General features: G+C 64.5%; 24 protein-coding genes. 14 read left to right on the top strand and 10 right to left on the bottom strand.

Going from position 1 to position 25,512, the window contains the following annotated elements:
• Positions 1 to 11 precede the first annotated feature (11 nt).
• Complete coding sequence (locus CAG22_RS03240) at positions 12 to 215, top strand: DUF2788 domain-containing protein (protein WP_013974331.1); 204 nt, start codon at positions 12 to 14, stop codon at positions 213 to 215.
• Positions 216 to 327: 112 nt separating this feature from the next.
• Here CAG22_RS03240 and CAG22_RS03235 read toward each other — a convergent pair whose 3' ends face one another.
• From CAG22_RS03235 to CAG22_RS03210, 5 genes are all read right to left on the bottom strand, one after another.
• On the bottom strand, positions 328 to 960 hold the full coding sequence (locus CAG22_RS03235; protein ID WP_085591636.1) for a pseudouridine synthase: 633 nt from the start codon (positions 958 to 960) through the stop codon (positions 328 to 330).
• A gap of 6 nt (positions 961 to 966) precedes the next feature.
• Positions 967 to 2,430, bottom strand: coding sequence for an AMP nucleosidase (gene amn / locus CAG22_RS03230; RefSeq protein ID WP_085704353.1), 1,464 nt, complete (start codon positions 2,428 to 2,430; stop codon positions 967 to 969).
• 177 nt (positions 2,431 to 2,607) lie between these two features.
• Positions 2,608 to 4,260 (bottom strand): acyl-CoA dehydrogenase family protein, encoded by a 1,653-nt coding sequence (locus CAG22_RS03225; protein ID WP_085704351.1) that lies wholly within the window; start codon positions 4,258 to 4,260, stop codon positions 2,608 to 2,610.
• A gap of 399 nt (positions 4,261 to 4,659) precedes the next feature.
• Positions 4,660 to 4,920, bottom strand: coding sequence for a DUF3077 domain-containing protein (locus CAG22_RS03215; protein ID WP_016501785.1), 261 nt, complete (start codon positions 4,918 to 4,920; stop codon positions 4,660 to 4,662).
• A 472-nt stretch (positions 4,921 to 5,392) separates the two neighbouring features.
• Positions 5,393 to 7,381, bottom strand: coding sequence for a hybrid sensor histidine kinase/response regulator (locus CAG22_RS03210; RefSeq protein ID WP_085704349.1), 1,989 nt, complete (start codon positions 7,379 to 7,381; stop codon positions 5,393 to 5,395).
• Positions 7,382 to 7,646: 265 nt separating this feature from the next.
• Here CAG22_RS03210 and CAG22_RS03205 point away from each other — a divergent pair, with 265 nt between their 5' ends.
• From CAG22_RS03205 to CAG22_RS03190, 4 genes are all read left to right on the top strand, one after another.
• Positions 7,647 to 8,444 carry a hydroxymethylpyrimidine/phosphomethylpyrimidine kinase gene (locus tag CAG22_RS03205; RefSeq protein WP_046613210.1) on the top strand — a complete coding sequence of 266 codons (798 nt, stop codon included), beginning with the start codon at positions 7,647 to 7,649 and terminating at the stop codon, positions 8,442 to 8,444.
• Positions 8,445 to 8,457: 13 nt separating this feature from the next.
• Positions 8,458 to 9,081: a thiamine phosphate synthase gene (thiE, locus tag CAG22_RS03200; RefSeq protein ID WP_085591628.1), complete on the top strand. Its 624-nt coding sequence runs from the start codon at positions 8,458 to 8,460 to the stop codon at positions 9,079 to 9,081.
• Positions 9,082 to 9,097: 16 nt separating this feature from the next.
• The gene (hemL, locus tag CAG22_RS03195; RefSeq protein ID WP_013974339.1) at positions 9,098 to 10,381 is read left to right on the top strand and encodes a glutamate-1-semialdehyde 2,1-aminomutase; all 1,284 of its coding nucleotides are present in this window, start codon (positions 9,098 to 9,100) and stop codon (positions 10,379 to 10,381) included.
• Between the two features lie 257 nt (positions 10,382 to 10,638).
• Positions 10,639 to 11,184, top strand: coding sequence for a tetratricopeptide repeat protein (locus CAG22_RS03190; protein WP_003257587.1), 546 nt, complete (start codon positions 10,639 to 10,641; stop codon positions 11,182 to 11,184).
• A 3-nt stretch (positions 11,185 to 11,187) separates the two neighbouring features.
• On the opposite strand, the gene CAG22_RS03185 is transcribed toward CAG22_RS03190, so the two are convergent.
• Positions 11,188 to 11,514: a DUF1820 family protein gene (locus CAG22_RS03185; protein ID WP_013974341.1), complete on the bottom strand. Its 327-nt coding sequence runs from the start codon at positions 11,512 to 11,514 to the stop codon at positions 11,188 to 11,190.
• A gap of 276 nt (positions 11,515 to 11,790) precedes the next feature.
• Between CAG22_RS03185 and CAG22_RS03180 the strand changes: the two genes are divergently transcribed.
• The 4 genes from CAG22_RS03180 to lnt are packed head-to-tail and all read left to right on the top strand — an operon-like array spanning position 11,791 to position 15,646.
• Positions 11,791 to 12,789, top strand: coding sequence for a PhoH family protein (locus CAG22_RS03180; RefSeq protein WP_039613560.1), 999 nt, complete (start codon positions 11,791 to 11,793; stop codon positions 12,787 to 12,789).
• Positions 12,782 to 13,255, top strand: coding sequence for an rRNA maturation RNase YbeY (gene ybeY / locus CAG22_RS03175; protein ID WP_015271932.1), 474 nt, complete (start codon positions 12,782 to 12,784; stop codon positions 13,253 to 13,255). Before CAG22_RS03180 ends, ybeY begins: the two co-directional genes overlap by 8 nt.
• Before the next feature lie 25 nt (positions 13,256 to 13,280).
• Positions 13,281 to 14,120 carry an HlyC/CorC family transporter gene (locus CAG22_RS03170; protein WP_003257584.1) on the top strand — a complete coding sequence of 280 codons (840 nt, stop codon included), beginning with the start codon at positions 13,281 to 13,283 and terminating at the stop codon, positions 14,118 to 14,120.
• An 8-nt stretch (positions 14,121 to 14,128) separates the two neighbouring features.
• Positions 14,129 to 15,646, top strand: coding sequence for an apolipoprotein N-acyltransferase (gene lnt, locus CAG22_RS03165; protein WP_085617985.1), 1,518 nt, complete (start codon positions 14,129 to 14,131; stop codon positions 15,644 to 15,646).
• A 156-nt stretch (positions 15,647 to 15,802) separates the two neighbouring features.
• Here lnt and CAG22_RS03155 read toward each other — a convergent pair whose 3' ends face one another.
• Positions 15,803 to 16,564: a YdcF family protein gene (locus CAG22_RS03155; protein ID WP_085692818.1), complete on the bottom strand. Its 762-nt coding sequence runs from the start codon at positions 16,562 to 16,564 to the stop codon at positions 15,803 to 15,805.
• 136 nt (positions 16,565 to 16,700) lie between these two features.
• Entirely contained in the window at positions 16,701 to 17,015 is a 315-nt protein-coding gene (locus tag CAG22_RS03150) for a hypothetical protein (protein WP_003257582.1), read from the bottom strand.
• Between the two features lie 227 nt (positions 17,016 to 17,242).
• Between CAG22_RS03150 and leuS the strand changes: the two genes are divergently transcribed.
• The 5 genes from leuS to CAG22_RS03120 all read left to right on the top strand — a co-directional run bounded on the left by leuS (position 17,243) and on the right by CAG22_RS03120 (position 23,337).
• Complete coding sequence (leuS, locus tag CAG22_RS03145; protein WP_085591619.1) at positions 17,243 to 19,849, top strand: leucine--tRNA ligase; 2,607 nt, start codon at positions 17,243 to 17,245, stop codon at positions 19,847 to 19,849.
• Between the two features lie 60 nt (positions 19,850 to 19,909).
• Positions 19,910 to 20,515 carry an LPS assembly lipoprotein LptE gene (gene lptE / locus CAG22_RS03140; protein WP_003257580.1) on the top strand — a complete coding sequence of 202 codons (606 nt, stop codon included), beginning with the start codon at positions 19,910 to 19,912 and terminating at the stop codon, positions 20,513 to 20,515.
• Between the two features lie 39 nt (positions 20,516 to 20,554).
• Positions 20,555 to 21,592, top strand: a complete 1,038-nt coding sequence (gene holA, locus CAG22_RS03135) for a DNA polymerase III subunit delta (RefSeq protein WP_025340761.1) — start codon at positions 20,555 to 20,557, stop codon at positions 21,590 to 21,592.
• Between the two features lie 203 nt (positions 21,593 to 21,795).
• Positions 21,796 to 21,960 carry an alternative ribosome rescue factor ArfA gene (arfA, locus tag CAG22_RS03125; protein ID WP_003257578.1) on the top strand — a complete coding sequence of 55 codons (165 nt, stop codon included), beginning with the start codon at positions 21,796 to 21,798 and terminating at the stop codon, positions 21,958 to 21,960.
• Positions 21,961 to 22,020: 60 nt separating this feature from the next.
• Positions 22,021 to 23,337: a lytic murein transglycosylase gene (locus CAG22_RS03120; RefSeq protein WP_085704345.1), complete on the top strand. Its 1,317-nt coding sequence runs from the start codon at positions 22,021 to 22,023 to the stop codon at positions 23,335 to 23,337.
• Positions 23,338 to 23,469: 132 nt separating this feature from the next.
• Here CAG22_RS03120 and CAG22_RS03115 read toward each other — a convergent pair whose 3' ends face one another.
• Both CAG22_RS03115 and lipA read right to left on the bottom strand, forming a co-directional pair.
• Positions 23,470 to 24,408: an LD-carboxypeptidase gene (locus tag CAG22_RS03115; RefSeq protein WP_085704343.1), complete on the bottom strand. Its 939-nt coding sequence runs from the start codon at positions 24,406 to 24,408 to the stop codon at positions 23,470 to 23,472.
• A gap of 87 nt (positions 24,409 to 24,495) precedes the next feature.
• Positions 24,496 to 25,512 (bottom strand): lipoyl synthase, encoded by a 1,017-nt coding sequence (lipA, locus tag CAG22_RS03110; RefSeq protein ID WP_003257574.1) that lies wholly within the window; start codon positions 25,510 to 25,512, stop codon positions 24,496 to 24,498.

Raw genomic sequence — 25,512 nt, 5'->3', positions numbered from 1 at the left:
GGAGAACACCGATGGATCCCGCCGTATTCGAAGAGTGGATGATGATCATCCTGGTCACCGTGCTGATCGGTTTCATGGGTTTCATCGTCTGGGACCTGGCGAAAAAGTCCAAGGCCGGGCGGTTCGGGACGCTGATCCTGTTCTTCGTGCTGGGGCTGGGGGTATTGGCCTTTATCATCAAGAGCGTGGTGGTGGGGTTTCTCGAAGGGGTGTAGAAAATTCAGGGCCATTCGCGGGCACGCCCGCTCCCACAGGTCTGGCGCTGCACTTGAGGGCTGCACCGTACCTGTGGGAGCGGGCGTGCCCGCGAATGGCCCTTGAACTGGACTAAAGCTTGGCGGCCACTTCGCGCCAGCAGCCCTGTTCCAACCCATCCAGCGCCCAGTCGCCAATCCGCACCCGCACCAGGCGCAAGGTCGGCAACCCCACCGCCGCCGTCATCCGCCGCACCTGGCGGTTACGCCCTTCGCGAATAACCAGCTCCAGCCAGCTGGTCGGCACGCTCTTGCGAAAACGCACCGGCGGGTTGCGCGGCCACAGCTCGGGCTCGTCCAGGCGCCGCGCCTCGGCCGGCAAGGTCGGCCCATCGTTCAGTTCCACACCATCGCGCAAGCGCTGCAACTGCTCCTCGCTCGGCTCCCCCTCCACCTGAACCCAGTAAGTCTTGGCCAGTTTGTGCTTCGGGTCGGCAATGCGCGCCTGCAGGCCGCCATCGTTGGTCAGCAGCAACAGGCCTTCACTGTCGCGGTCCAGCCGCCCGGCCGGGTACACGCCGGGGATGTCGATGTAGTCCTTGAGCGTCGCGCGCCCGTCGCCGTCGCTGAACTGGGTCAGCACGTCGAACGGTTTGTTGAACAGGATCAGGCGCGGCTCGGCCGGTGGCGCCTTGGGCTGGCGACGCGGGCCGGTGGCAGGCCGCGCCTGGGGGCGGCGCGGCTTGGAACGGGGTGGCAGTGACATGGATCCTCAGCGGAACGGCGGCTCATCGAAACTGCGCAGTTTACGCGAGTGCAGCGAGTTGAGCTCGGTGCGCAGCAGGTCGAGGGCGGCAATGCCGATCTTCAGATGCTGGCTGACCGCCCGGTTATAGAAGGCGTTGGCCGAACCCGGCAGCTTGATCTCGCTGTGCAGCGGTTTGTCGGACACACACAGCAAGGTGCCGTACGGCACGCGCAAGCGGTAACCCTGGGCGGCAATGGTACCGCTTTCCATGTCCACCGCCACGGCACGCGACAGGTTGATCAGCGGCCGCTCCTGGGCCCAGCGCAGCTCCCAGTTGCGGTCGTCGTAGGTCAGCACGGTGCCGGTGCGCAGGCGCTTCTTCAGCTGTTCGCCACGCTCGCCGGTGACCTGCGCGGCGGCTTCCTGCAAGGCCAGCTGCACTTCGGCCAGGGCCGGAATCGGGATGTTCGGCGGCACCACCCGGTCGAGAATGCCGTCACGGCGCATGTAGGCGTGTGCCAGCACATAATCGCCGATGGTCTGCGACTGCCGCAGGCCGCCGCAGTGGCCGATCATCAGCCAGCAGTGCGGGCGCAGCACGGCCAGGTGGTCGGTGATGTTCTTGGCATTGGACGGGCCGACGCCGATGTTGACCAGCGTGACGCCGTCGCCATCGGCCGCGATCAGGTGATACGCCGGCATCTGGTAGCGGTGCCAGACCACGCTGGCCACCAGGGCCTGGGTTTCACCGTGGTCCATGCCCTTTTCGATCACCACGTTGCCCGGCAGCACCATGCGCACGAAGCGTGGGTCGTCACGCAACTGGTCGAGGCCGTGGCTGATGAACTGGTCGACATAGCGGTGATAGTTGGTCAGCAGGATCCATGGCTGCATATGGCGCCAGTCGCTGCCGGTGTAGTGCACCAGACGGCGCAGCGAGAAGTCGACCCGCGCGGCATCGAACAGCGCCAGCGGCAGGGTTTCGGCACTGCCCCAGTCATACAGGCCGTCGGCGATGTTGTCGGTGGCAGCCGACAGGTCGGTACTGGGGAACACCCGCGCCAGCTGCGCGGCGGTGATGCCGCTGCCGGCCAGTTCGTCGCCCTGGTCGACCACGTAGGGGTAAGGGATGTTCTGTTCGCTGACGCCGACCTCTACCGTGACGGTGTAGTCGTGCATCAGCGGGCGCAGTTGCTCCAGCAGATAGCCACGGAAAGCAGCCGGCTGGGTGATGGTGACGCTGTAGGTACCGGCCACCTGAACCTTGGCGTAAGCCCGCGTGGTGGCGGCGACTTCACCGTGGCTGTAGTAGGTCAGGCGCAGCGCCGGGTAGCGGAACAGGTCGCGCTCTTCGACGCCTGGCTCGGTACGGTCCTTCAGGTAACGCTTGAGGGCCTGGCTAAGGGCCCCGGTGGCCTGGTCATGCAGGGCCGCCAGACGGTCGACGGCCTGTTCGGGGGTATCAACGACTACAAAAGCTTGGCTCACACTGTGCTTCCTGTCTGGACATGCATGTGAACCATCTTGCCTGCCTTCTTGGCTAAATACACCCCCATTGATCGGTGTTGCATCCATTCGCGGGCACGCCCGCTCCCACAGGATCTTCACTGCCCTCAAGCACGACGCAGTACCTGTGGGAGCGGGCGTGCCCGCGAAGAAGCCAGCTCAGTTCGCCCAGGCTGGCGTCGCCCTGGCCACCAATGCCGCCACATCCACACCCCGCGGCAACGCCCCGTACACGCGCCCGCCCCCCGTCAAGCGGCTGTCGATAAACGCATCACTGACCACCGCATTGCCCGCCTCCAGCAGCAGCTTGGCCTGCAGCGCCAGGGCAATATCCTCGGTCAGCTGCCGCGCGCGGTACTGCATGTCGCCAGTGTCGGCAAACGCCCCCTTGAGGTTGCCGATGTGCGCCGCCAGGCGCGGGTCCCCGTGCCCATCGCCCAGCTCGGCGAACAGCGCATCGAGCACGCCCGGCTCCTTGGACAAGGCCCGCAGCACATCCAGGCACTGCACATTGCCCGAGCCTTCCCAGGTCGAGTTGACCGGCGCTTCGCGGTACAGCCGTGGCAGGATGCTGTCTTCCACATAACCTGCCCCGCCCAGGCACTCGGCGGCCTCGTTGATCATGGCCGGCGCGCGTTTGCAGATCCAGTACTTGCCCACCGCCGTGACCAGCCGGGCGAAATGCGCCTGCTGCGGGTCTTCCAGCTGCTCCAGCGCCTGCCCCATGCGCAGGCTCAGGGCCAGCGCGGCCTCGCTTTCCAACGCCAGGTCGGCCAGCACGTTCTGCATCAACGGCTGCTCGCTCAGCAGCCGCCCGCCGACCTTGCGGTGCGCGCAATGGTGGGTCGCCTGGGTCAGCGCCTGGCGCATCAGGGCGCTGGAGCCGACCATGCAGTCGAAGCGGGTCATGGCCACCATTTCGATGATGGTCGGCACGCCCCGCCCTTCTTCCCCGACCATCCACGCCAGGGCACCGCGGAATTCCACCTCGCTGGAGGCGTTGGAACTGTTGCCCAGCTTGTTCTTCAGGCGCTGGATATAGAACTGGTTACGGCTGTCATCCGGGCGGTGACGCGGCAGCAGGAAGCAGCTCAGGCCTTTTTCGGTCTGGGCCAGGGTCAGAAAGGCATCGCACATCGGCGCCGAGCAGAACCACTTGTGCCCGACCAGTTCGTAGGGCTGCCCCGGGCCCGCGGCGCCGACCGGATAAGCCCGGGTGGTGTTGGCCCGTACATCGGTGCCGCCCTGCTTCTCGGTCATGGCCATGCCCAGTGTGACACCGGCCTTGTGACGGTCGCCGACGTTACGCGGGTCGTACTCGCAGGCGAGGATTTTCGGCAGCCAGTATTCGGCCAGTTCGGGTTGCAGCCGCAGCGCTGGCACAGCGGCGAAGGTCATGGTCAGCGGGCAGCCGGTACCGGCCTCGGCCTGGCTGTGCAGGTAGGTCATCGAAGCCCGCGCCACATGGGCGCCTGGGCGGGGTTCGGCCCATGGCAGCGACGGCAGGCCGTGCTCGACGGCGGTGCGCATCAGTTCGTGGTAGGCGGGGTGGAACTCAACCAGGTCGATGCGATGGCCGTAGCGGTTGTGGCTGCTGAACTCCGGCTTGTGCGCATTGGCCAGGAAGCCCGCCTGCATCAGCGGGCCGCCGGCCAGGGCACCGTAGGCATCGATCCGCGATTCGGCCCAACCCGCACCGAAACGCCGCGACCATTCCTGTAGCGGCAGGTCGAGGCGGTAAAGGTTGGCACCGTCGAGGGGCGGTGGCTGGTTGGTGACTTCGTGGGTTTCAGCGTACTGGTGCAGGTTCATCGTGGGCTCCTGGATCCGGGTAGGCTTGAGAGACCCAGTGAAGCACTCCCTGTGAGTCAGTCAAAGTGACATTAATGACTAAACATGTGGTGGGGGGCATGTCTTGGGGATGCAACGGGGCTGACAGGTTTTCGCCACGACAGTTGCATTGCCGGCCAGGCCAGGGGCCGTGTACACGGTAAAGACTGGCTGCTAAAGGGCGACAAGACCACCCCCTGCCCGCGCTGTGGCCAAGAAAGCACCCTCATCGAAGGCGAGTCCCGCTGGCAGCAGGACGTCATCGGCTGCGCCGATGTTCGCGGGTAAACACTCCCACAGGAGATGTGCATAGCCTGAGGCATACGCAATCCCTGTGGGAGCGGGTTCACCCGCGAAAGGGCCGGTGCAGCCAAACAAAACTCAGCGCATCAAACCCAGCTCGGCATCATCCAGCAGCGCCTTGGCCATTGCTGCGAAGTAGTGTGAAGCCCACATCATTTGCTGGTCGCCATCCATCAAACCGGTAAGCGACAAGTCCCGCGCATAGCCCATCAGCTCCGAGGCCTGCTCACGGGCGCTGCGACAGGGGATGCCCTCGGCAATGCGGAACAGTGGATGGGTTTGGCCTTCGCCTTGGTAGAAGTAAGTAACGCCAGGGGTGGTTTTGGTTTCGTCGGTCATGGATTGGTCATCATATTGGTTATGTGCCACCCGTCCGTTTCCACACATTGGGGTGACAGCTGCACACGGGGTGGAAAACCAGGCATATGATGAAACCCGGTAGGCTCGAAAGCCTCCCGCGTACAGCTGTCGTGTCAACAAACATCATATGTCTTGCCAGGTTTCCACACCCGATCGCTGAACCGTCAGCGACAGGAAAAGCCTAGAGGGCGGGATTTGCAGGAACAATCAGACGCGTGTCGACAGGGGTTGTAGGGTATTTCGCAGTTGGCGCAGTTTCCAGTGCCAGTGCGTAGGAAGAGTCTGGAGTTGTTGTAGCCTGTGGGTTTCTTGGGGCCGCTTTGCGGCCCTTCGCGGGCACGCCCGCTCCCACAAGGGGATCGCGCATTATTTGGGCTGAGCACCAAACCTGTAGGAGCGGGCGTGCCCGCGAAGGGCTGCAAAGCAGCCCCAACAAAGCCTGCGAAAATCTCTAAAGCGACCGTCGCGTCTGCAGAACATTCGATGCCATCTGCACCTGCGCAATAGCCATGTTCAAACTCAACTCGAACCGGCTCCCCAACCCCCGCGTCGACTCATGCGACAACCGTGCCCCCAGCAATTCCCCCATCTGCCGGCAGATCGACAAACCAATCCCCAGCCCGCCATAACGCCGGGTCATCGAGCCATCGACCTGGAAGAAGCGCTGGTACAGGGTCGCCTGGTCGAGGTCATCGAAGCCGATACCGCTGTCGCTGACCGTGACGGTCAGCGCCAGGTCGTCAGGCCCCACCCGGCGCCCGCGCACCTGGATCATCACCCCGCCCTGGTGGGTGAACTTCAAACCGTTGTCCACCAGGCACCCCAGGCAGCGGGCCAGCTTCTGAGCATCGCCCAGCAACCCGTCCGGCACATCGGCCGGGATGTCCAGGCTCAGGTACAAGCCTTTGCCCAAAGCCTGCCCGGCATAACCGGCTCGCACGCCCTGCAGCAGGTCACGCAGGCTGAATGGCGCCGGCTGCGCGCGCAGGCGGCCGGCCTGCAGTTCGGACAGGGTAAGAATGGCATCGACCATATCCATCATGCCCTGGGCCGAGCCCACCGCCGTGCGGTGGTACTGGGCCATCTCGGCCTCCATCGGCAGGGTATGCATCAGCTCCAGCGAGCCGATCACGCCATTCATCGGCGTGCGCAGCTCATGGGTCACGCTGGCCAGGAATTCGTCTTTCAGCCGGTTGCTCCTGGCCAGTTGCAGGTTCAGTTGTTCCAGCGTGCGCCCGGTGTCTCGCAAGGTCTGCGCCTGCTGCTCGCGCAGGCTGTTGATGCGGTCGGCCAGCGCCAGCGACAACAAGGCCACCTCCAGCGCCGACCCCAGCTGGCTGGCATACATGGTGATGAACACGTTCGGCAGGTAGCCCAGCACCATCAGGGTGTTGACCAAGCCACCGAGCAGGAACGCCGTCCAGGCGATGATGAACCAGCGTGCCACGCGCAAGCCTCGCCACCAGGCGTACAGCCCGGCAGCGAAGATGCTCACGGTAAACAGCAACGCCAGCACCGTGGCCATGCGCAGGGCGACGCCGTAGGGCATGCTCACCGCCAGCACCATGACCAGCGCGCCACCCAGCATCAGCAGCTGCAGCAGCCGGTCGAAACCACGGCTGATGCTGCCCAGTTGCAGGAAATGCCGGGCGAACTGGCAGCCGAACAGGCCAGCGGCCCCGATGAACAACGGCGTCGAAGCATTCGCCCACCACGGGCTGTCCGGCCAGAAGTAGGCCACACCGGCGCCATTCACCGACACCTGGTAAAAGCCGAACGAGGCGATATAGAGGATGTAATAGAGATAGCTGACGTCGCGCACGCTGAGGTAGATGAACAGGTTGTACACCAGCATCACCAGCAACACGCCGTAGATCATCCCCAGCACATACAGGCGCGTGGGCTGCTCCTCCATGTAGGCCTGGGCAGACCAAAGCGCCAGCGGCGCCTGCACCGAGCCCTGGCTGTGCAGGCGCAGGTAGGCGGTGGTCACCTGGCCAGGCGGCAGCTGCAGCTCGAACAGATAGTTGTTCTGCAGGATCTGCCGACTTTGGTAGGGCAAGGCGTCGCCGGTGCGCCGGGCCAGGCGGTAACTGCCACTGCTGTCGGGCAGGTACAGCTCGAGGTGGTCCAGCGGCGGATAGGCCAGTTCCAGCAGCCATTGCCGTGGGGCGGCGCCGGGTGCGGCGACAGGGCGCAGTTCGACCTTGAGCCAGAACACCGAGGTGGAATAACCGGCGTTCAGCACGTCTTCGTGGTGGGGGCGAAAATGCTTGGCGAACCCAGGGGCACTGACCTGGGCGATGCTGGCGCTGCCATCGAGGTCTTCATAAACCTGCATGGCCTTGCCCAGCGGAAGATGCCGCGTAGCGTCGTCGAAATCGACTGCCCCGGCCAGCACGGGCAGCAAGCCCAGAAGCACAATCAGCAAATAGCGCATACAGCCCCAGCATGGCCTGTCCGGTCGAGTCGCGGTTGCCTCCCATCCGTTTGAGACGACACGATCCGGCAGAACCCGTTTGTAGAGTTATCCGAGCACTCTAGCATAGCTTCGCAACCTGGCAATCGACCATATCCAATCACAAAGAAAAGGCTCTAAATCAATGCTTTCAGAAATTAAACCGGCAAAAAACTGACCTTATGATCAACAAAACTCGTTTGTAGGACGATCCGCCCAAACAGGATTGGTGGTAAGCTCGCCGACCATGAATACCTACAGCTCCCGCCCCGTTGTCCTCTGTCTCTCCGGCCACGACCCCAGTGGCGGCGCCGGCCTGCAGGCAGATATCGAAGCCCTGATCGCCCAAGGCTGTCACGCCGCACCCGCAGTGACAGCCCTGACCGTGCAGGATACCGTCAACGTTTCCGACTTCCGCGTGCTCGACCGCGAGTGGGTGCTGGCCCAGGCCAACGCCGTGCTGGCCGACTCCACGGTGGCCGCCGTCAAGCTCGGCATGCTCGGTTCGATCGAAATGGTCGACACCGTCGCCGAACTGCTGGCCGCCCACCCGCACCTGCCGCTGGTCTGCGACCCGGTGCTGCGTGCCGGTGGTGGTGGCCGCCTGGGCAAGGACGAAGTGGGCTACGCCCTGCGCGAACGCCTGCTGCCGCTGGCGACCATCGCCACGCCGAACCTGCCCGAAGCCCGCATCCTTGCCGAACTGCCCGAAGGCACCGCCGACGAGTGTGCCGAGAAACTGTTGCCGTTCTGTAGACACCTGCTGATTACCGGCGGTCACGGCGACGAAGACGAAATTCACAACCGCCTGTACAGCCGCGACGGCCAGCGCCACACCTGGACCTGCCAGCGCCTGCCGGGCAGCTACCACGGCTCGGGCTGCACCCTGGCCAGTGCCCTGGCCGGCCGTCTGGCCCTCGGCGAGCAGCTGGAAAGCGCCGTCCGCAGCGCCCTGGACTACACCTGGCGCACACTGCGTGACGCCGAACAGCTGGGCAAGGGCCAGTTCGTGCCGCGCCGCCTGCCGCTGGATTTCTGCTCCTGACACGAGGCCTCCAATGAAGCTACGCGGTCTGTACGCCATCACCGACAGCCAGCTGCTCGCTGGCCGTTTCCTGTCCCATGTCGAGGCGGCACTGGAAGGCGGCGTGTGCCTGCTGCAGTACCGCGACAAAAGTGACGACGCGGCGCGCCGCCTGCATGAAGCCGAAGGGCTGCTGAAGCTCTGCGAGCGCTACGGCACCCAGCTGCTCATCAACGACGACGCCGAACTGGCCGCGCGCCTGGGCGTCGGCGTGCACCTGGGCCAGACCGACGGCCCGCTGACCCCAGCCCGCGCATTGCTCGGCCGCCAGGCGATCATCGGTTCCACCTGCCACGCCAGCCTCGAACTGGCCGCCCAGGCTGCCAGCGAAGGCGCCAGCTACGTGGCCTTTGGCCGCTTCTTCAATTCCGTCACCAAGCCGGGTGCACCCGCTGCCAACATCGAACTGCTGGAGCAGGCCCGCGCCCAGGTGAAACTGCCGATCGCGGTGATCGGCGGCATTACCCTCGACAACGCCGCCCCGCTGGTCGCCCATGGCGCCGACCTGCTGGCGGTGATCCACGGCCTGTTCGGTGCCGACAGCGCGCAGGAAGTCACCCGCCGCGCCCGCGCCTTCAACGCCTTGTTCGCATCCTGATTCGAGAGATCCTCCCATGTCCCGTTCCGAAGCCCTGTTCGCCCAAGCCCAGAAGCACATCCCCGGTGGCGTCAACTCGCCGGTCCGCGCTTTCAAGAGCGTTGGCGGCACGCCGCTGTTCTTCAAGCATGCCGAAGGCGCCTACGTCGTTGACGAGGATGACAAGCGCTACGTCGACTACGTCGGCTCCTGGGGCCCGATGATCCTCGGCCACGGCCACCCGGAGGTACTGGACTCGGTACGCAGGCAGCTGGAGCACGGCCTGTCCTATGGTGCCCCGACCGCCATGGAAACCGAGATGGCCGACCTGGTCTGCTCGCTGGTGCCGTCCATGGAGATGGTGCGCATGGTCAGCTCGGGCACCGAAGCCACCATGAGCGCCATCCGCCTGGCCCGTGGCTACACCGGCCGTGACGCCATCATCAAGTTCGAAGGCTGCTACCACGGCCACTCCGACAGCCTGCTGGTAAAAGCCGGCTCCGGCCTGCTGACCCAGGGCGTGCCGAGCTCGGCGGGCGTGCCGGCGGACTTCGCCAAGCACACCCTGACCCTGCCGTTCAACGACATCGCCGCCGTCGAGAAAACCCTGGCCGAAGTCGGCCAGACCGTAGCCTGCATCATCGTCGAGCCGGTAGCCGGCAACATGAACTGCGTACCGCCGGCGCCAGGCTTCCTCGAAGGCCTGCGCGAGCAGTGCGACAAGCACGGCGTGGTGTTGATCTTCGACGAAGTAATGACCGGTTTCCGCGTTTCGCTCGGCGGCGCCCAGGGCCACTACGGCATCAAGCCGGACCTGTCGACCTTCGGCAAGATCGTCGGTGGCGGCATGCCGGTCGGCTGCTTCGGCGGCAAGCGTGAAATCATGGGCTGCATCGCCCCGCTCGGCCCGGTCTACCAGGCCGGTACCCTGTCGGGTAACCCGCTGGCCATGGCCGCCGGCCTGACCACCCTGAAGCTGATCAGCCGCCCGGGCTTCCACGCCGAGCTGACCGACTACACCAGCCGCATGCTCGACGGCCTGCAACAGCGCGCCGATGCCGCTGGCGTGCCGTTCGTCACCACCCAGGCCGGTGCCATGTTCGGCCTGTACTTCAGCGGTGCCGACGACATCGTCACCTTCGAAGACGTGATGGCCAGCGATGCCGAGCGCTTCAAGCGCTTCTTCCACCTGATGCTCGATGGTGGCGTGTACCTGGCGCCGAGCGCGTTCGAGGCCGGCTTCACCTCCATCGCCCATGGCGACAAGGAGCTGCAGATCACCCTGGATGCGGCTGAAAAGGCTTTTGCAGCCCTGAAGTAATTGTCAGCCTGTACCGGCCCTTTCGCGGGCACGCCCGCTCCCACAGGTTCTGCACCAACCTTGAAAATGGTGCGATCCCTGTGGGAGCGGGCGTGCCCGCGAAGAGGCCGGGACAGGCAACAAAAGACCCTGCACAATCAGCTGACTCCCCCAACCAAGCAGAAATTCGAGTAAAACTTTGTAAGGTTGGCGCTGCTTATCCCATAATGTGCCACCAGAGACATTGGCCGCAGCTTTGCAGAGGTAAGTCGATCCCCATGAACCGCACCGGCCGCGCCCTGACCCTGGGCTGCCTGTTGCTTCTTCAGCCCCTGCTGGCCCTGGCGGAGGGCGGTAACTCGTTGCTCATTCCGGCGACGGGCCGCTGCACCTTGAATGTCCAGCCTGAAGATCTGGCAAACGCCCTCAAGGCTTGTGAGCAGACGGCAACGGCGGGGGATGCCCAGGCGCAATTCGAACTGGGCGAGTACTACTACACGCAAACGCCGAAAAACCTGGGCAAAGCCCTGAACTGGTTCGAAAAGGCCTCGCTGCAAGGCCATGCAGAGGCCCAGTACCGCCTGGGCGCCATGTTCTTCCGTGGCGAAGGGGTCAAGGCCAACAATGTGCAGGCCTACATCCTGCTGAAGATGGCCGCGGTCAACGGCGCCGAGGATGCGCTGGACATGGCCGACGAAGTGACCGAGCAAATGCCCCGCGACGAACTGGAGCATGCCACCCAGGTGCTCGGCCAGATCTTCCGCAAGTACCTGCTGGAACTGCAGAACGCCGAAGGGCGCACGCCGTTCTCGCCACTCCCCTGAGGGTTACTTTTCCGGCATCGGCATGGGGAACGGCATCACGTTGCCGCCGCCCTTGGCTTCGCTGATCTTCGCCGTGCCCAGGCGCTCCACCTCGTCGATGCGCACGATCGAGTGCATCGGCACGAAGCTGCGGATCACCCCATCGAACTGGCTCTTGAGCTTCTCCTCGCTCGGGTCCACCACCAGCTGCGAACGCTCGCCGAACACGAACTCCTCGATTTCCAGGAACCCCCACAGGTCGCTCTGGTAGATCTGCTTGGCATACATCTCGAAGACCTGCCCCTGGTTGAGGAAGATCACTTTATAGATGGCAGGTTCGCGTTTGCTCATGTTCGTCGGGATAACACATGCGTAAGAAAAGGCGGGCATCATAGCAGACAGGTTTGCTGATCTGTGTTGCCTGTCCCGGCCTCATCGCCGGCAAGCCAGCTGCCACAGGTACTGCGCAAGCTTCAGGCCTGTGCAGTATCTGTGGGAGCCCGGCTTGCCGGCGATAGGGCCGGAACAGGCCATACATACCGTTGAACGTTTCAGTGCTTTCGCCACTGCCATTCAAGGGTTATTCTTGAGTTCACATCCATTGCCGTCGAGCGGCTAAAAACGACCTTGAACGCACCCATACAACCCCATCGTTTCATCCTCGAACCTTTCGAGGCCCACCGTTTCGCCAACTTGTGCGGCCAGTTCGACGAGCACCTGCGCCTGATCGAACAGCGCCTGGCCATCGAGATCCGCAACCGCGGCAATCAGTTCGAGCTGATCGGCGAACCCAAGACCACCTCCGCTGCCGAACAGCTGCTGCGCCGTCTCTACCGCGAGACCAAGGCCAGCGACCTGTCGCCGGAAACCGTGCACCTGTACCTGCAGGAATCGACCGTCGAGAACATCGACAACCCGGCCGTCAACGAGGTCAGCGTGTCGCTGCGCACGCGCAAGGGCAACATCCGCCCGCGCGGGGTCAACCAGCAACGCTACGTCAAGGAAATCCTGGCCAACGACATCAACTTCGGCATCGGCCCGGCCGGTACCGGCAAGACCTACCTGGCCGTGGCCTGCGCCGTGGACGCGCTGGAACGCGAACAGGTGCGCCGTATCCTGCTGGTGCGCCCGGCGGTCGAGGCGGGCGAAAAGCTCGGCTTCCTGCCCGGCGACCTGGCACAGAAGATCGACCCGTACCTGCGCCCGCTGTACGACGCCCTGTACGAAATGCTCGGCTTCGAACACGTGGCCAAGCTGATCGAGCGCCAGGTGATCGAGATCGCCCCGCTGGCCTACATGCGTGGCCGCACCCTGAACAACAGCTTCATCATCCTCGACGAGAGCCAGAACACCACGCTGGAACAGATGAAGATGTTCCTCACCCGTATCGGCTTCGGCTCTACCGCGGTCATCACCGGTGACATCACCCAGGTCGACCTGCCCCGTGGCACCAAGTCGGGCCTGGCGCACGTCATCGAGGTGCTAAGGGACGTTCCGGGGATCAGTTTCACCCACTTCCAACCCAAAGATGTGGTTCGTCACCCACTGGTGCAGCGCATTGTCGAGGCCTACGACCGCTTCGATGCCCGCCAGGCCAAGCCCGAGGCGCCCGGCAAAGATGCTTGAACTCGATATTCAACGGGCCACGGATGCTGCCGCCCCGGATGACACCGCCTTTCGCCGCTGGTGCGAACTGGCACTGCGCCAGCGCAGCGCCGATTCGGAAATGACCATTCGCCTGGTCGACGAAGCCGAAGGCCGCGAGCTGAACCACACCTACCGGCACAAGGACTACGCGACCAATGTGCTGTCGTTCCCGGCCGACGTCCCCGACGACCTGCTCGATATCCCACTGCTGGGCGACCTGGTGATCTGCGTGCCGGTGGTCGAGCGCGAAGCCGCCGAACAGGGCAAGTCGCTGGAAGCGCACTGGGCACACCTGGTCATCCACGGTTGCCTGCACCTGCTCGGTTACGACCACATCGAAGATGAGGAAGCCGAGGAAATGGAAGGCCTGGAACGGGAATTGCTGGCAGAACTGGGTCATCCCGACCCGTACGCCGACGATGAAACCGACACCATCACACACTGATACACGAAGGATCACGAGAACCGCCATGAGCGAAGATCGATCGAGCAACGGGCAGAAGTCCTGGCTGGGTAAACTGACCCAGGCTTTTGCCCATGAGCCGAAAAACCGCCAGCAGCTCCTTGAACTGCTGCGCGAAGCCCATCAGAACAAACTGCTGGACAGCGAAGCGCTGACCATCGTCGAAGGCGCCATCCAGGTGGCCGACCTGCAGGTTCGCGACATCATGGTGCCGCGTTCGCAGATGATCAGCATCAAGGCCAGCCAGTCGCCCCGCGAGTTCCTGCCGGCAGTGATCGACGCCGCACACTCGCGCTACCCGGTGATCGGCGAAAGCCACGACGATGTGCTCGGGATCCTGCTCGCCAAGGACCTGCTGCCGCTGATCCTCAAGGAGAACGGTGACAGCTTCAACATCAAGGACCTGCTGCGCCCGGCCACTTTCGTGCCCGAGTCCAAGCGCCTGAACGTGCTGCTGCGCGAGTTCCGCGCCAACCATAACCACATGGCCATCGTCATCGACGAGTACGGCGGCGTGGCCGGCCTGGTCACCATCGAGGATGTGCTGGAGCAGATCGTCGGCGACATCGAGGACGAGCACGATGTCGAGGAAGACAGCTACATCAAGCCGCTGCCCAGCGGTGACTTCCTGGTCAAGGCGCTTACCCCGATCGAGAACTTCAACGAGTTCTTCGACAGCGAATTCTCCGATGACGAGTTCGACACGGTCGGCGGCCTGGTGATGAGCGCCTTCGGTCACCTGCCCAAGCGCAACGAAACCACCGAGATCGGCCCTTACAAGTTCCGTATTCTCAATGCCGACAGCCGGCGGATACACTTGCTGCGCCTGACACCGATCACCCGTTAAGGACAAACATGCGTTGGATCACCCGCCCCGGCTGGCCCGGTAACCTGCTGGCCCTGGCGGCCGGTGCCTCCACCCTCCTGGCCCTGGCGCCGTTCGACATCTGGCCCCTGGCCGTGTTGTCCATCGCCCTGCTCTACCTTGGCCTGCGCGAGCTCAGCCCGCGCCAGGCCATGTGGCGTGGCTGGTGGTTCGGCTTCGGCCTGTACGGTGCCGGCACCTGGTGGATCTACGTCAGCATGAACACCTACGGCGGCGCCTCGCCGCTGCTGGCGATCCTGCTGCTGCTGGCGTTCTTCGCCGCCCTGGCCTGGTTCTTCGCCCTGCCCACCTGGCTTTGGGCACGCTGGTTGCGGCGCACCGAGGCACCACTGGCCGACGCCTTGTGCTTCGCCGCCCTGTGGCTGCTGCAAGAGGCCTTCCGCGGCTGGTTCCTGACCGGTTTCCCCTGGCTCTACGCCGGCTACAGCCAGCTGGACGGCCCGCTGGCCGGCCTGGCACCGCTGGGCGGCGTGTGGCTGATTTCCTTCGCCCTCGCCCTGACCGCTGCCCTGCTGTGCAACCTGCACCGCCTGCGCGCCCGCCCCTCGTTCCTGGCGGCGGGTTGCCTGCTATTGCTGGCCCCGTGGGTGCTGGGCCTGGCGCTCAAGGGCCATGCCTGGACCAAGCCGGCGGGCGACCCGCTGAAAGTGGCGGCCATCCAGGGCAATGTCGAGCAGGACCTGAAATGGGACCCGGCACACATCGACGCGCAACTGGCGCTGTACCGTGACCTGAGTTTCAGCTCCAGGCCGGTGGACCTGCTGGTGTGGCCGGAAACCGCGGTCCCGGTGCTCAAGGACCAAGCCCAGGGGTATATCGACGTGATGGGCCGCTTCGCCGCCGAACGGCATTCGGCGCTGATCACCGGCGTGCCGGTGCGTGAAGTGGTGCACCACCAGCGCCGCTACTACAACGGCATCACCGTCACCGGTGAAGGCGATGGCACCTACCTCAAGCAGAAGCTGGTGCCGTTTGGCGAGTATGTGCCGCTGCAGGACATGCTGCGCGGCCTGATCGAGTTCTTCAACCTGCCCATGTCGGACTTCGCCCGCGGGCCGGAAGACCAGCCGCTGCTGCAGGCCAAGGGCTACCAGATTGCACCGTACATCTGCTACGAAGTGGTCTACCCCGAATTCGCCGCTGGCCTGGCGGCCCGCAGCGACCTGCTGCTGACCATCAGCAACGACACCTGGTTCGGCACCTCGATCGGCCCGTTGCAGCACCTGCAGATGGCGCAGATGCGCGCGCTGGAAGCCGGCCGCTGGATGATCCGCGCCACCAACAACGGCGTGACCGCATTGATCGACCCGTTTGGCCGCATTACCACGCAGGTCCCGCAGTTCCAGCAGGCGGTGCTGTACGGCGAGGTGGTGCCGATGCAGAAACTGACGCCGTACCTGCAATGGCGGTCGTGGCCGCTGGCGATTGTCTGTGCATTGCTGCTGGGTTGGGCGTTGCTGGCGGGCCGTATAGCGAAGACTGTCTAACAAGTTATACGTGGCCCTGTGGGAGCGGCCTTGTGTCGCGAAAGGGCCGCAAAGCGGCCCCGGCAATCTATGCACCGACACTGAAATCCCGGGGCTGCTGCGCAGCCCTTTCGCGACACAAGGCCGCTCCCACAGAGGCTTGCATGAACCTGTGGCTCAGTAGAACAGCCGATACCCCACCAGCCCCGCCACTTCATTGAGCAACTGCCCGCTCTGCCACATCGCCCGGCTCTCCGGCAGCAACCCACCGAACGGCCGCGCATGATCGCGCCCGAGGAACCCGACCGGCGCCGGCACCACCTCGAACCCCGCCTGCTCGAAGCTCCAGCGCGAGCGCTGCATGTGCCACGCCTGGGTCACCACGACCACCCGACGAATCCCCAACGGCTGCAGCACCTTGGCCGTCAGCCGGGCATTCTCCCAGGTCGTACGGCTGCCCTCCTCCCGCCATTTCACCTCGACGCCGAAATCTTCACGCAGGCGATCAGCCATCAACCGCGCCTCGCTCGGCGGCGTACCATAGTGCAACCCGCCACTGGTCAGCACCGGCAAGCCCGAAGCCTTGGCCAGCCGCGCGGCGAAGCGCATGCGCTCCAGCGCCGTGGCCGTGGGCTGGTCGCTACCCCCCCAGGCCGGGTCACCCCGCTCACGCCCCGCGCCCAGCACCACGATGGCATCCGCCCGGCTTGCCAGGCCGGCCCAATCACTGACCGCCAGCGGCGCTTCCGTCTCCAGTACACGAGCGGTTTCCTGCACCACCAGCGGCAGGCTCATCAGCCACAAGCCACCAAGGCCCACGGCAAAACACAGCGCTGCCAGCCTGGGCCGGCGACGGCGCAGCCACCACGCCACAAGCAGCAGCAGGAACAGGACGCCTGGCGGCATCAGCCATTGTTTGACGAAGAATCGGATCGGCACTGGCCACACCTCCTTGGCAGGCGTGCAGCCTAGAAGGATCGACGCCGGTCAACAAGGGTGAGGCCGGCGCCGATCGTGAGCTGGGCAAATTTTGAAGAACCGGCGCGCGATAGCCTGCGCCTGGCGTCCTGAACGGCTAGCGATGTGGCAGCGTCCTGGATCTCGCCGTGCTGGCGGGGCGTTTCTTGTCCTTGAGCCAGATGATCTTGGCCGATGTCGGCTCCGCTTGTGGGTAACTGCCGACACAGGCATTGTGGCGCTCCGGGAGGGAATCCAGGTAGGCCTTGATCAGTTCGAACTCTGCGTGGCTCAGGCCACGCAACTCCAGCTCGGCTGGCATTTCGTCGCGCAATCGCACCGAGGTCCTGGCCACTTCCAGCGCCAGGCCAAGCCGGTCGATCAGGCGTTCGTATAGCTCCGGTCTGATTGCGGGTAGCTGCGTCTCTCCCATCCGTTCACCTCATTGAAGATAAGAATATCTCCCCCCACACCTGAGCTTAGCGTCGTTGCAAAAAGCAGCCGTGTGCCGCGACCAGCGGGCATTCGCAACGAAGGTTTCCCACGATGCGCGGCGCTGCTGTATGCTACGGCGTTCACTCTAAACGACACCGGAGTGCCGGACGCAGCGAGGTTCCGCTGCCTGGAACAAGGTCTCTTCCCTCTCAGCAAAAAGTAGCCATGCACGAACAATACACGCCCCGTGATATCGAAGCCGCCGCCCAGAAGTTCTGGGACGAGCAACAATCGTTCGCTGTTACCGAACAGCCAGGCAAGGACACCTACTACTGCCTGTCGATGTTCCCGTACCCGAGCGGCAAGCTACACATGGGCCACGTGCGCAACTACACCATCGGTGACGTGATTGCCCGCTACCAGCGCATGCTGGGCAAGAACGTCCTGCAGCCGATGGGCTGGGACGCATTCGGCATGCCCGCGGAAAACGCGGCGATGAAGAACAACGTCGCCCCGGCCAAGTGGACGTACGAAAACATCGACTACATGAAGACCCAGCTCAAGAGCCTGGGCCTGGCCATCGACTGGGCACGTGAAGTCACCACCTGCAAGCCCGACTACTACCGCTGGGAGCAGTGGCTGTTCACCCGCCTGTTCGAGAAAGGCATCATCTACCGCAAGAACGGTACCGTGAACTGGGACCCGGCGGACCAGACCGTACTGGCCAACGAGCAGGTCATCGACGGCCGTGGCTGGCGTTCGGGCGCGCTGATCGAGAAGCGCGAAATCCCGATGTACTACTTCCGCATCACCGACTACGCCGACGAGCTGCTGGAAAGCCTCGACGAGCTGCCGGGCTGGCCTGAGCAGGTCAAGACCATGCAGCGCAACTGGATCGGCAAGTCGCGCGGCATGGAAGTGCAGTTCCCGTTCGACCTGGCCAGCATCGGCCACGAAGGCACCCTCAAGGTCTTCACCACCCGTCCCGACACGCTGATGGGCGCCACCTACGTCGCCGTCGCCGCCGAACACCCGCTGGCCACCCAGGCCGCCCAGGGCAACCCGGCGCTGCAGGCGTTCATCGACGAGTGCAAGAGCGGCAGCGTTGCCGAAGCCGACATGGCCACCCAGGAGAAGAAGGGCATGGCCACTTCCCTGCTGGTCGAGCACCCGCTGACCGGCGAGAAGTTGCCGGTATGGGTCGCCAACTACGTGCTGATGCACTACGGCGATGGCGCCGTCATGGCCGTGCCGGCACACGATGAGCGCGACTTCGAGTTCGCCCACAAGTACAACCTGCCGGTCAAGGCCGTGGTGCGCACCAGCGCTGGCGACGAAGTCGGCAACGAGTGGCTGGCCGCCTATGGCGAGCACGGCCAGCTGATCAACTCCGGCGAGTTCGACGGCCTGGACTTCGCCGGTGCCTTCGACGCCATCGAAGCCGCCCTGATCCGCAAGGAGCTGGGCAAATCGCGTACCCAGTTCCGCCTGCGCGACTGGGGTATCAGCCGCCAGCGCTACTGGGGCTGCCCGATCCCGATCATCCACTGCCCGTCCTGCGGCGACGTACCGGTGCCGGAAGACCAGCTGCCGGTCACCCTGCCAGAGAACGTGGTGCCGGACGGTGCCGGTTCGCCGCTGGCGCGCATGCCTGAATTCTACGAGTGCAGCTGCCCGAAATGCGGCACCGCGGCCAAGCGCGAAACCGACACCATGGACACCTTCGTCGAGTCGTCCTGGTACTTCGCCCGCTACGCCTCGCCGAACTACGAAGGTGGCATGGTCGACCCGAAAGCGGCCAACCACTGGCTGCCGGTTGACCAGTACATCGGCGGTATCGAGCACGCCATCCTGCACCTGCTGTACGCGCGCTTCTTCCACAAGCTGATGCGTGACGAAGGCCTGGTCACCTCGAACGAGCCGTTCAAGAACCTGCTGACCCAGGGCATGGTGGTCGCCGAAACCTACTACCGTGTGGCCAGCAACGGCGGCAAGGACTGGTTCAACCCGGCCGATGTCGAAGTCGAGCGCGATGCCAAGGCCAAGATCATTGGCGCCCGCCTGAAGACCGACGGCCTGCCGGTGGAAATCGGTGGCACCGAGAAGATGTCGAAGTCGAAGAACAACGGCGTCGACCCGCAATCGATGATCGACCAGTACGGCGCCGACACCTGCCGCCTGTTCATGATGTTCGCCTCGCCGCCCGACATGAGCCTGGAATGGTCCGACTCCGGCGTCGAAGGCGCCAGCCGCTTCCTGCGCCGCGTCTGGCGCCTGGCCCAGGCCCACGTGGCCCAAGGCCTGCCGGGCAAGCTGGATGTCGCCGCCCTGGACGACGCGCAGAAGGTCATCCGCCGCGCCATCCACGCCGCCATCAAGCAGGCCAGCACCGACGTGGGTCAGTTCCACAAGTTCAACACCGCCATCGCCCAGGTGATGACCGTGATGAACGTGCTGGAAAAGGCCCCGCAAGTCACTGAACAGGACCGTGCCCTGCTGCAGGAAGGCCTGGAGGCCGTCACCCTGCTGCTGGCACCGATCACCCCGCACATCTCCCACGAGCTGTGGCAACAGCTGGGCCACCAGCAGGCCGTCATCGACGCCAGCTGGCCAGCCGTCGACGAGGCAGCCCTGGTACAGGACACCGTTACCCTGGTGGTGCAGGTCAACGGCAAGCTGCGTGGCCAGGTCGAAATGCCGGCCGCCGCCAGCCGCGAAGAAATCGAAGCCGCCGCGCGCAGCAACGAGAACGTCCTGCGCTTCATCGATGGCCTGACCATCCGCAAGGTCATCGTGGTACCGGGCAAGCTGGTCAACATCGTCGCCAACTGATGGCAACGCCCGCCCGCAGCCACTGCGGGCGGGCGAACAGGCCCACAAGGGAGCAACAACATGATCAAACGCAATTTGCTGGTAATTGGCCTGGCGGTCATGCTCAGCGCCTGCGGTTTCCAGCTGCGTGGCACCGGCTCTACCGAACTGAGCGTGAAGGAAATGGACGTAAGTGCGCGCAACGCCTACGGCCCCACCGTGGTCCAGCTGCGTGAAGTACTGCAGCGTAGCGGTGTCAACGTGCACGCTGGCGCACCGTACCGCCTGGTGCTGACCAACGAGCAGGAGCGCGAGCGCTCGGCGACCTACAACAGCGGCAACCGTACCGCCGAATACGAGCTGACCACCGTGCTGAACTACAGCATCCAGGGCCTGAACAACCTGGAGCTGATGAGCGACAAGCTGGAAGTGCGCAAGATCTACTTGCGTGACGGCTCGAACATCACCGGCTCCGAGCAGGAAGCCAACCGCGCCCGCGAAGAAATGCGTCGCGACCTGGTCAACGCCATGGTCGTTCGCCTGCAGATGCTGACCCCGTCCCAGCTGGACGAGCTGCAGCGTCAAGCCGACGAACGTGCCAAGGCCGAAGCCGCTGCGCTGGAGGCCGCTCGCCGCCAGCAGGCCGAAACGCCTCAGCAGTCGCCACTGGAAGTACCGGGCAACTAAGCCCGAGCGGGGTACCTTCGGGTGCCCCGCCTGTTTCCCATGAAGCTCGCCCCCGCCCAACTCAACAAGCACCTGCAAGGCGCCCTGGCACCGGTCTACGTGGTCAGCGGCGACGACCCGCTGCTGTGCCAGGAAGCCGCCGACGCCATCCGCAACGCCGCGCGCCAGCAGGGCTTCGACGAACGCCAGGTATTCAGTGCCGACGCCAATTTCGACTGGGGCACCCTGCTCCAGGCTGGCGCCAGCCTGTCCCTGTTCGCCCAGCGCCGCCTGCTGGAATTGCGCCTGCCCTCGGGCAAGCCCGGTGACAAGGGCGCTGCTGCGCTGATGGAATACTGCGCCAACCCCGCCGAAGACACCCTGCTGCTGGTCAGCCTGCCCAAGCTCGACGGCAGCGCACAGAAGACCAAGTGGGGCAAGGCGCTGATCGAAGGCGCCCACTGCCAGTTCATCCAGATCTGGCCGGTGGATGTGCACCAGCTGCCGCAGTGGATCAACCAGCGCCTGCAGCAGGCCGGCCTGTCGGCACAGCGTGACGCCGTCGACCTGATTGCCGCACGCGTGGAAGGCAACCTGCTGGCTGCAGCGCAGGAAATCGAAAAGCTCAAGCTGCTTGCCGAAGGTAACCAGATCACCGTGGAGACCGTGCAGGCCGCCGTCGCCGACAGCGCCCGCTTCGATGTCTTCGGCCTGGTCGATGCCATTCTCAACGGCGAAGCCGCGCATGCCTTGCGCATGCTCGAAGGCTTGCGCGGTGAAGGCGTGGAGCCACCAGTGATTCTCTGGGCCCTGGCACGTGAGCTGCGCCAGCTGGCCGGGCTGGCCCAGCAGTTCAGCCAGGGTGTACCGCTGGACAAGGCCTTCAGCCAGGCCCGCCCGCCGATCTGGGACAAACGCCGGCCACTGGTCAGCAAGGCCCTGCAGCGCCTGTCGGCGCAGCGCTGGGCGCAGTTGCTGCAAGATGCCCAGCGTATCGATGCACAGATCAAGGGCCAGGCCGAGGGCTCGCCGTGGACCGGCCTGGCGCGCTTGTCGCTGCTGATGGCCGGCCAGCGCCTGACACTGCCTCCCGAGTAACTGGGGCCGCTGTGGGAGCGGGCATGCCCGCGAACCAGGCGACACGGTGGATGGCACCGGCTTCGCCGGTGTTCGCGGGCACGCCCGCTCCCACAGGGCTGCAATGTCCCCAACATCTCGAACCATAAACACAATCAATTGGCCCCACCCTGCCCCAAGCCCTACAGTGCGCCGCGAAACCCACCCAACCCGGGAACCCCGCCATGAGCAAAAAGCCGAAAAAGCACGGCCCCAACAAGGCCAAGTCGATCATCGCCCAACCGCTGTTCCGCTGCCGCCAGGAACAGCCGAACAAGGGCAAAGGCAGCTACCGCCGCGAAGCCTTCCAATCGAGAGATTGGGAGGCTTCCTACTTTTTGGCTGCATGAAAGCATCGAAAGCGCAGGCATGGTATGGTCGTCACCTGACCTGCAATTCTGGATCTGTGAATGCTCCTCAGTCTTCTCCCCCGCTGGAAAACCCGTCAGCTGATCGCGGCCTCCAGTTTCATCCTGCTCGTGGCCTGCGCAGAAAAGCCCACCGCCGCCGATGCCCTGCCGCTGGCCCCCGCCCAGCCCGCCCCGGTGGTGACCCTGCCCGGCACGACGCCCGACACCAGCACTGAAATCCAGCCTCTGCAAACCTTCGCACAATGGCAAGCAGGCTTTCGCCAGCAAGCCCTGCAAGCCGGCATTTCGCAGGACACCTTCGACCGCGCCTTCCTCGGCGTCACCCCCGACATGGACGTGATCAAGGCCGATCGCAGCCAGCCGGAGTTCACCCGCCCGGTATGGGAATACCTCGAAGGTGCCCTGTCGCCCCTGCGTGTGCGCAACGGCAAGAAGCTGCTGGAGCAGAACGCCGAACTGCTGACCCGCATCGAGCAACGCTATGGCGTCGATCGCCAGGTACTGGTCGCGGTATGGGGCATGGAAAGCAACTTCGGCCAGTTCCAGGGCAGCAAATCGGTGATCCGCTCGCTGGCTACCCTGGCCTATGAGGGCCGCCGCCCGCAGTTCGCCCAGGACCAGCTGATCGCTGCGCTGCAGATCATCCAGCATGGCGACATCCAGCCTGAGGCCATGCGTGGCTCGTGGGCCGGCGCCATGGGCCAGACCCAGTTCATCCCGACCACCTACAACACCCACGCCGTGGACTTCGACGGCGATGGCCGCCGTGACATCTGGAACAGCACGCCAGACGCCCTGGCCTCGACCGCGCACTATCTGCAGAGCTCGGGCTGGAAACGTGGCCAGCCGTGGGGCTTCGAGGTCCAGGTGCCGCCTGGCTTCGATTACTGGCAGGCCGATGGCTCCCTGCGCAAGCCGGTGAGCGAGTGGCTGGCGATGGGCGTGAAACTGCCTGCCGGTACCCAGCTGCCAGTGGGCAGCAACCAGCTGTCTGCCGCCCTGCTGCTGCCAGCGGGCGCGCGTGGCCCGGCGTTCCTGGTGCTGGACAACTTCCGTGCCATCCTCAAGTACAACAATTCGTCGTCCTACGCGCTGGCGGTAAGCCTGCTGGGTGATCGCTTCACGGGCTGGGGCTTCATTGCCGGCAGCTGGCCGAAAGAAGACCTGCCGCTCAGCCGCAGCGAGCGCATGGAGCTGCAGAACCTGCTGAACAGCAATGGGCACGAAGCCGGCAATGCCGATGGCATCATTGGCGCCAATACCCGCAAGGCGATCCGCAATGCCCAGCAGGGGTTGGGGTGGCCGGCGGATGGGTATCCGACCCACAAGCTGCTCGAGAGCCTGCGTCAGCCGTGAGCATTTTGGGGCCGCTGTGCGGCCCATCGCCGGCAAGCCAGCTCCCACAGGGATATCACAGGCCTGACAGACTGCGCTGGACCTGTGGGAGCTGGCTTGCCGGCGATGGGCTGCAAAGCAGCCCCGACAATCTCACGCCGTGAACAGATCCTGCTCCAGCAACAGTGTCTGCTGAACACTGTCCAGCCTTACGCGAGCCCCCAACGGCAAGCACACATTCGGGTCACAATGCCCACTGCGCCACCCGGCCAGCACCGGCACACCCAGCGGCGCAAAGATATCCTCCAGCAGGGGCGTCAACGCCGCAGTGGTAATCCCGGCAAAGTCCCCCACCAGCACACCCTTCACCCCCTCCAGCTTGCCCGCCAGGCGCAGTTGGGTCAGCAAGCGATCCACCCGGTACAGCGGCTCGTTGACGTCCTCGATGAACAGGATGCAACCCTGCGTATCCAGCTCGGCAATCGTCCCCAGGGTCGCGCCCAGCATCGACAGGTTGCCGCCCAGCAGCGGCCCGCTGGCCACCCCATGCAGCACGCTGCTCAAGGCGAAGTCAGCTGGGTGCACGATCTGTTCCCCTGCCCGCACATGCCCACCCAGCTGCGCCAGCAACGAAGTCTCGGTTGGCGGCAACTTGGCCCCCAGCAGGTCAGCATTGAGCATCCCGCCATGGAAGGTGAGCAGCCCGGTATGCCGGTAGATCGCCGTGTGCAGCGCGGTGATGTCGCTGTAGCCGATCAGCGGCTTGGGGTTGCGCCGGATCAGTTCGAAATCGAGCTGGTCGAGCAGGCGCATGCTGCCGTACCCCCCACGCATGCACAGAATGGCGTCGATGACCGGGTCGGCAAAGGCATCATGCAGGTCCTGCAACCGCTGCCGGTCCGGCCCCGCCAGGTAGCCCTGAGCCTGAAGGGCACCCGGGTAGATGCGGCAACTGTAGCCTCGATCAACGAACCACTGGTTGACCTTTTGCGTATCCAGCCGCGCCGCGCCCGCCGGGGCGACAATGGCAAAACAGGCATCACGCGGCAGCGCGGCGGGCAGGCTGGGTTGGAAGGTTTCGGCGCAGTTCATCGCGGCTCCTTGCAGCGCGTGTGGCACAAACAAAAATGCCGATGCCGCCCTTCGGCGCGCATCGGCATGCGTAGCTCTGTGCTTGGCTCAGAGCTTGATCTTGGCTTCGTGAGCCTGCTGGTCAGCGTGGTACGAAGAACGCACCAGCGGGCCGGAAGCGACGTTCTTGAAGCCCATCTTGTAACCTTCCTCGGCGAACCAGGCGAAGGTGTCCGGGTGGACGAAACGCTGCACCGGCAGGTGGCTGCGCGACGGCTGAAGGTACTGGCCGAGGGTGAGCATGTCGATGTCATGCTCGCGCATGCGGTGCATCACTTCGATCACTTCCTCGTCGGTTTCGCCCAGGCCGAGCATCAGGCCCGACTTGGTCGGTACGTGCGGCACCAGCTGCTTGAACTTCTGCAACAGGTCCAGCGACCAGTCGTAGTCCGAACCCGGGCGTGCGGCCTTGTACAGGCGCGGTACGGTCTCGAGGTTGTGGTTGAACACATCCGGCGGCTCTTGCGCGGTGATCTCCAGGGCAATATCCATGCGCCCACGGTAGTCCGGCACCAGGGTTTCCAGTTGTACGCCCGGCGACAGCGCACGGATTTCGCGGATGCAGTCGGCAAAGTGCTGGGCACCACCGTCACGCAGGTCGTCGCGGTCCACCGAGGTGATCACCACGTACTTCAGGCGCAGGTCGGCGATGGCGATGGCCAGGTTCTTCGGCTCGTCCAGGTCCAGCGGTTTCGGCCGGCCGTGGCCAACGTCGCAGAACGGGCAACGACGGGTGCAGATGTCACCCATGATCATGAAGGTGGCGGTACCACCGGAGAAGCACTCGCCCAGGTTCGGGCAGGATGCCTCTTCGCATACGCTGTGCAGCTTGTGCTTGCGCAGCAACTGCTTGATGCGGTCTACCTCGGGCGACACCGGGATACGCACGCGGATCCAGTCGGGCTTCTTCGGCAGCTCTTCGGTGGGGATGATCTTCACCGGGATGCGCGCCACCTTTTCGGCACCACGCAGCTTGACCCCGGCTTCCACCTTCTTCGGCGCTGGGCGCGGGGTGGCATCCTGGGTAGGTATCAGGTTCGGCACGGCTTCTTGCACAGTTGTCAT

Source organism: Pseudomonas sp. B8(2017), from assembly GCF_002113575.1.
In the GTDB taxonomy this organism is placed as follows: Bacteria; Pseudomonadota; Gammaproteobacteria; order Pseudomonadales; family Pseudomonadaceae; genus Aquipseudomonas; species Aquipseudomonas putida_Z.
The sequence above is the reverse complement of the archived record's forward strand: the minus strand, read 5'-3'. Positions and strand labels throughout refer to the sequence as shown.

Excerpts from the sequence above, each read along its gene's own strand:
- CAG22_RS03115 (WP_085704343.1), bottom strand. The coding sequence starts at position 24,408 with ATGAACTGCGCCGAAACCTTCCAACCCAGCCTGCCCGCCGCGCTGCCG.
- CAG22_RS03240 (WP_013974331.1), top strand. The coding sequence starts at position 12 with ATGGATCCCGCCGTATTCGAAGAGTGGATGATGATCATCCTGGTCACC.
- lptE (WP_003257580.1), top strand. The coding sequence starts at position 19,910 with ATGATCAAACGCAATTTGCTGGTAATTGGCCTGGCGGTCATGCTCAGC.
- arfA (WP_003257578.1), top strand. The coding sequence starts at position 21,796 with ATGAGCAAAAAGCCGAAAAAGCACGGCCCCAACAAGGCCAAGTCGATC.
- CAG22_RS03190 (WP_003257587.1), top strand. The coding sequence starts at position 10,639 with ATGAACCGCACCGGCCGCGCCCTGACCCTGGGCTGCCTGTTGCTTCTT.
- CAG22_RS03215 (WP_016501785.1), bottom strand. The coding sequence starts at position 4,920 with ATGACCGACGAAACCAAAACCACCCCTGGCGTTACTTACTTCTACCAA.
- CAG22_RS03210 (WP_085704349.1), bottom strand. The coding sequence starts at position 7,381 with ATGCGCTATTTGCTGATTGTGCTTCTGGGCTTGCTGCCCGTGCTGGCC.
- CAG22_RS03185 (WP_013974341.1), bottom strand. The coding sequence starts at position 11,514 with ATGAGCAAACGCGAACCTGCCATCTATAAAGTGATCTTCCTCAACCAG.
- CAG22_RS03120 (WP_085704345.1), top strand. The coding sequence starts at position 22,021 with ATGCTCCTCAGTCTTCTCCCCCGCTGGAAAACCCGTCAGCTGATCGCG.
- ybeY (WP_015271932.1), top strand. The coding sequence starts at position 12,782 with ATGCTTGAACTCGATATTCAACGGGCCACGGATGCTGCCGCCCCGGAT.
- hemL (WP_013974339.1), top strand. The coding sequence starts at position 9,098 with ATGTCCCGTTCCGAAGCCCTGTTCGCCCAAGCCCAGAAGCACATCCCC.
- CAG22_RS03235 (WP_085591636.1), bottom strand. The coding sequence starts at position 960 with ATGTCACTGCCACCCCGTTCCAAGCCGCGCCGCCCCCAGGCGCGGCCT.
- thiE (WP_085591628.1), top strand. The coding sequence starts at position 8,458 with ATGAAGCTACGCGGTCTGTACGCCATCACCGACAGCCAGCTGCTCGCT.
- CAG22_RS03225 (WP_085704351.1), bottom strand. The coding sequence starts at position 4,260 with ATGAACCTGCACCAGTACGCTGAAACCCACGAAGTCACCAACCAGCCA.
- holA (WP_025340761.1), top strand. The coding sequence starts at position 20,555 with ATGAAGCTCGCCCCCGCCCAACTCAACAAGCACCTGCAAGGCGCCCTG.
- lipA (WP_003257574.1), bottom strand. The coding sequence starts at position 25,512 with ATGACAACTGTGCAAGAAGCCGTGCCGAACCTGATACCTACCCAGGAT.
- lnt (WP_085617985.1), top strand. The coding sequence starts at position 14,129 with ATGCGTTGGATCACCCGCCCCGGCTGGCCCGGTAACCTGCTGGCCCTG.
- CAG22_RS03205 (WP_046613210.1), top strand. The coding sequence starts at position 7,647 with ATGAATACCTACAGCTCCCGCCCCGTTGTCCTCTGTCTCTCCGGCCAC.
- leuS (WP_085591619.1), top strand. The coding sequence starts at position 17,243 with ATGCACGAACAATACACGCCCCGTGATATCGAAGCCGCCGCCCAGAAG.
- CAG22_RS03150 (WP_003257582.1), bottom strand. The coding sequence starts at position 17,015 with ATGGGAGAGACGCAGCTACCCGCAATCAGACCGGAGCTATACGAACGC.
- CAG22_RS03170 (WP_003257584.1), top strand. The coding sequence starts at position 13,281 with ATGAGCGAAGATCGATCGAGCAACGGGCAGAAGTCCTGGCTGGGTAAA.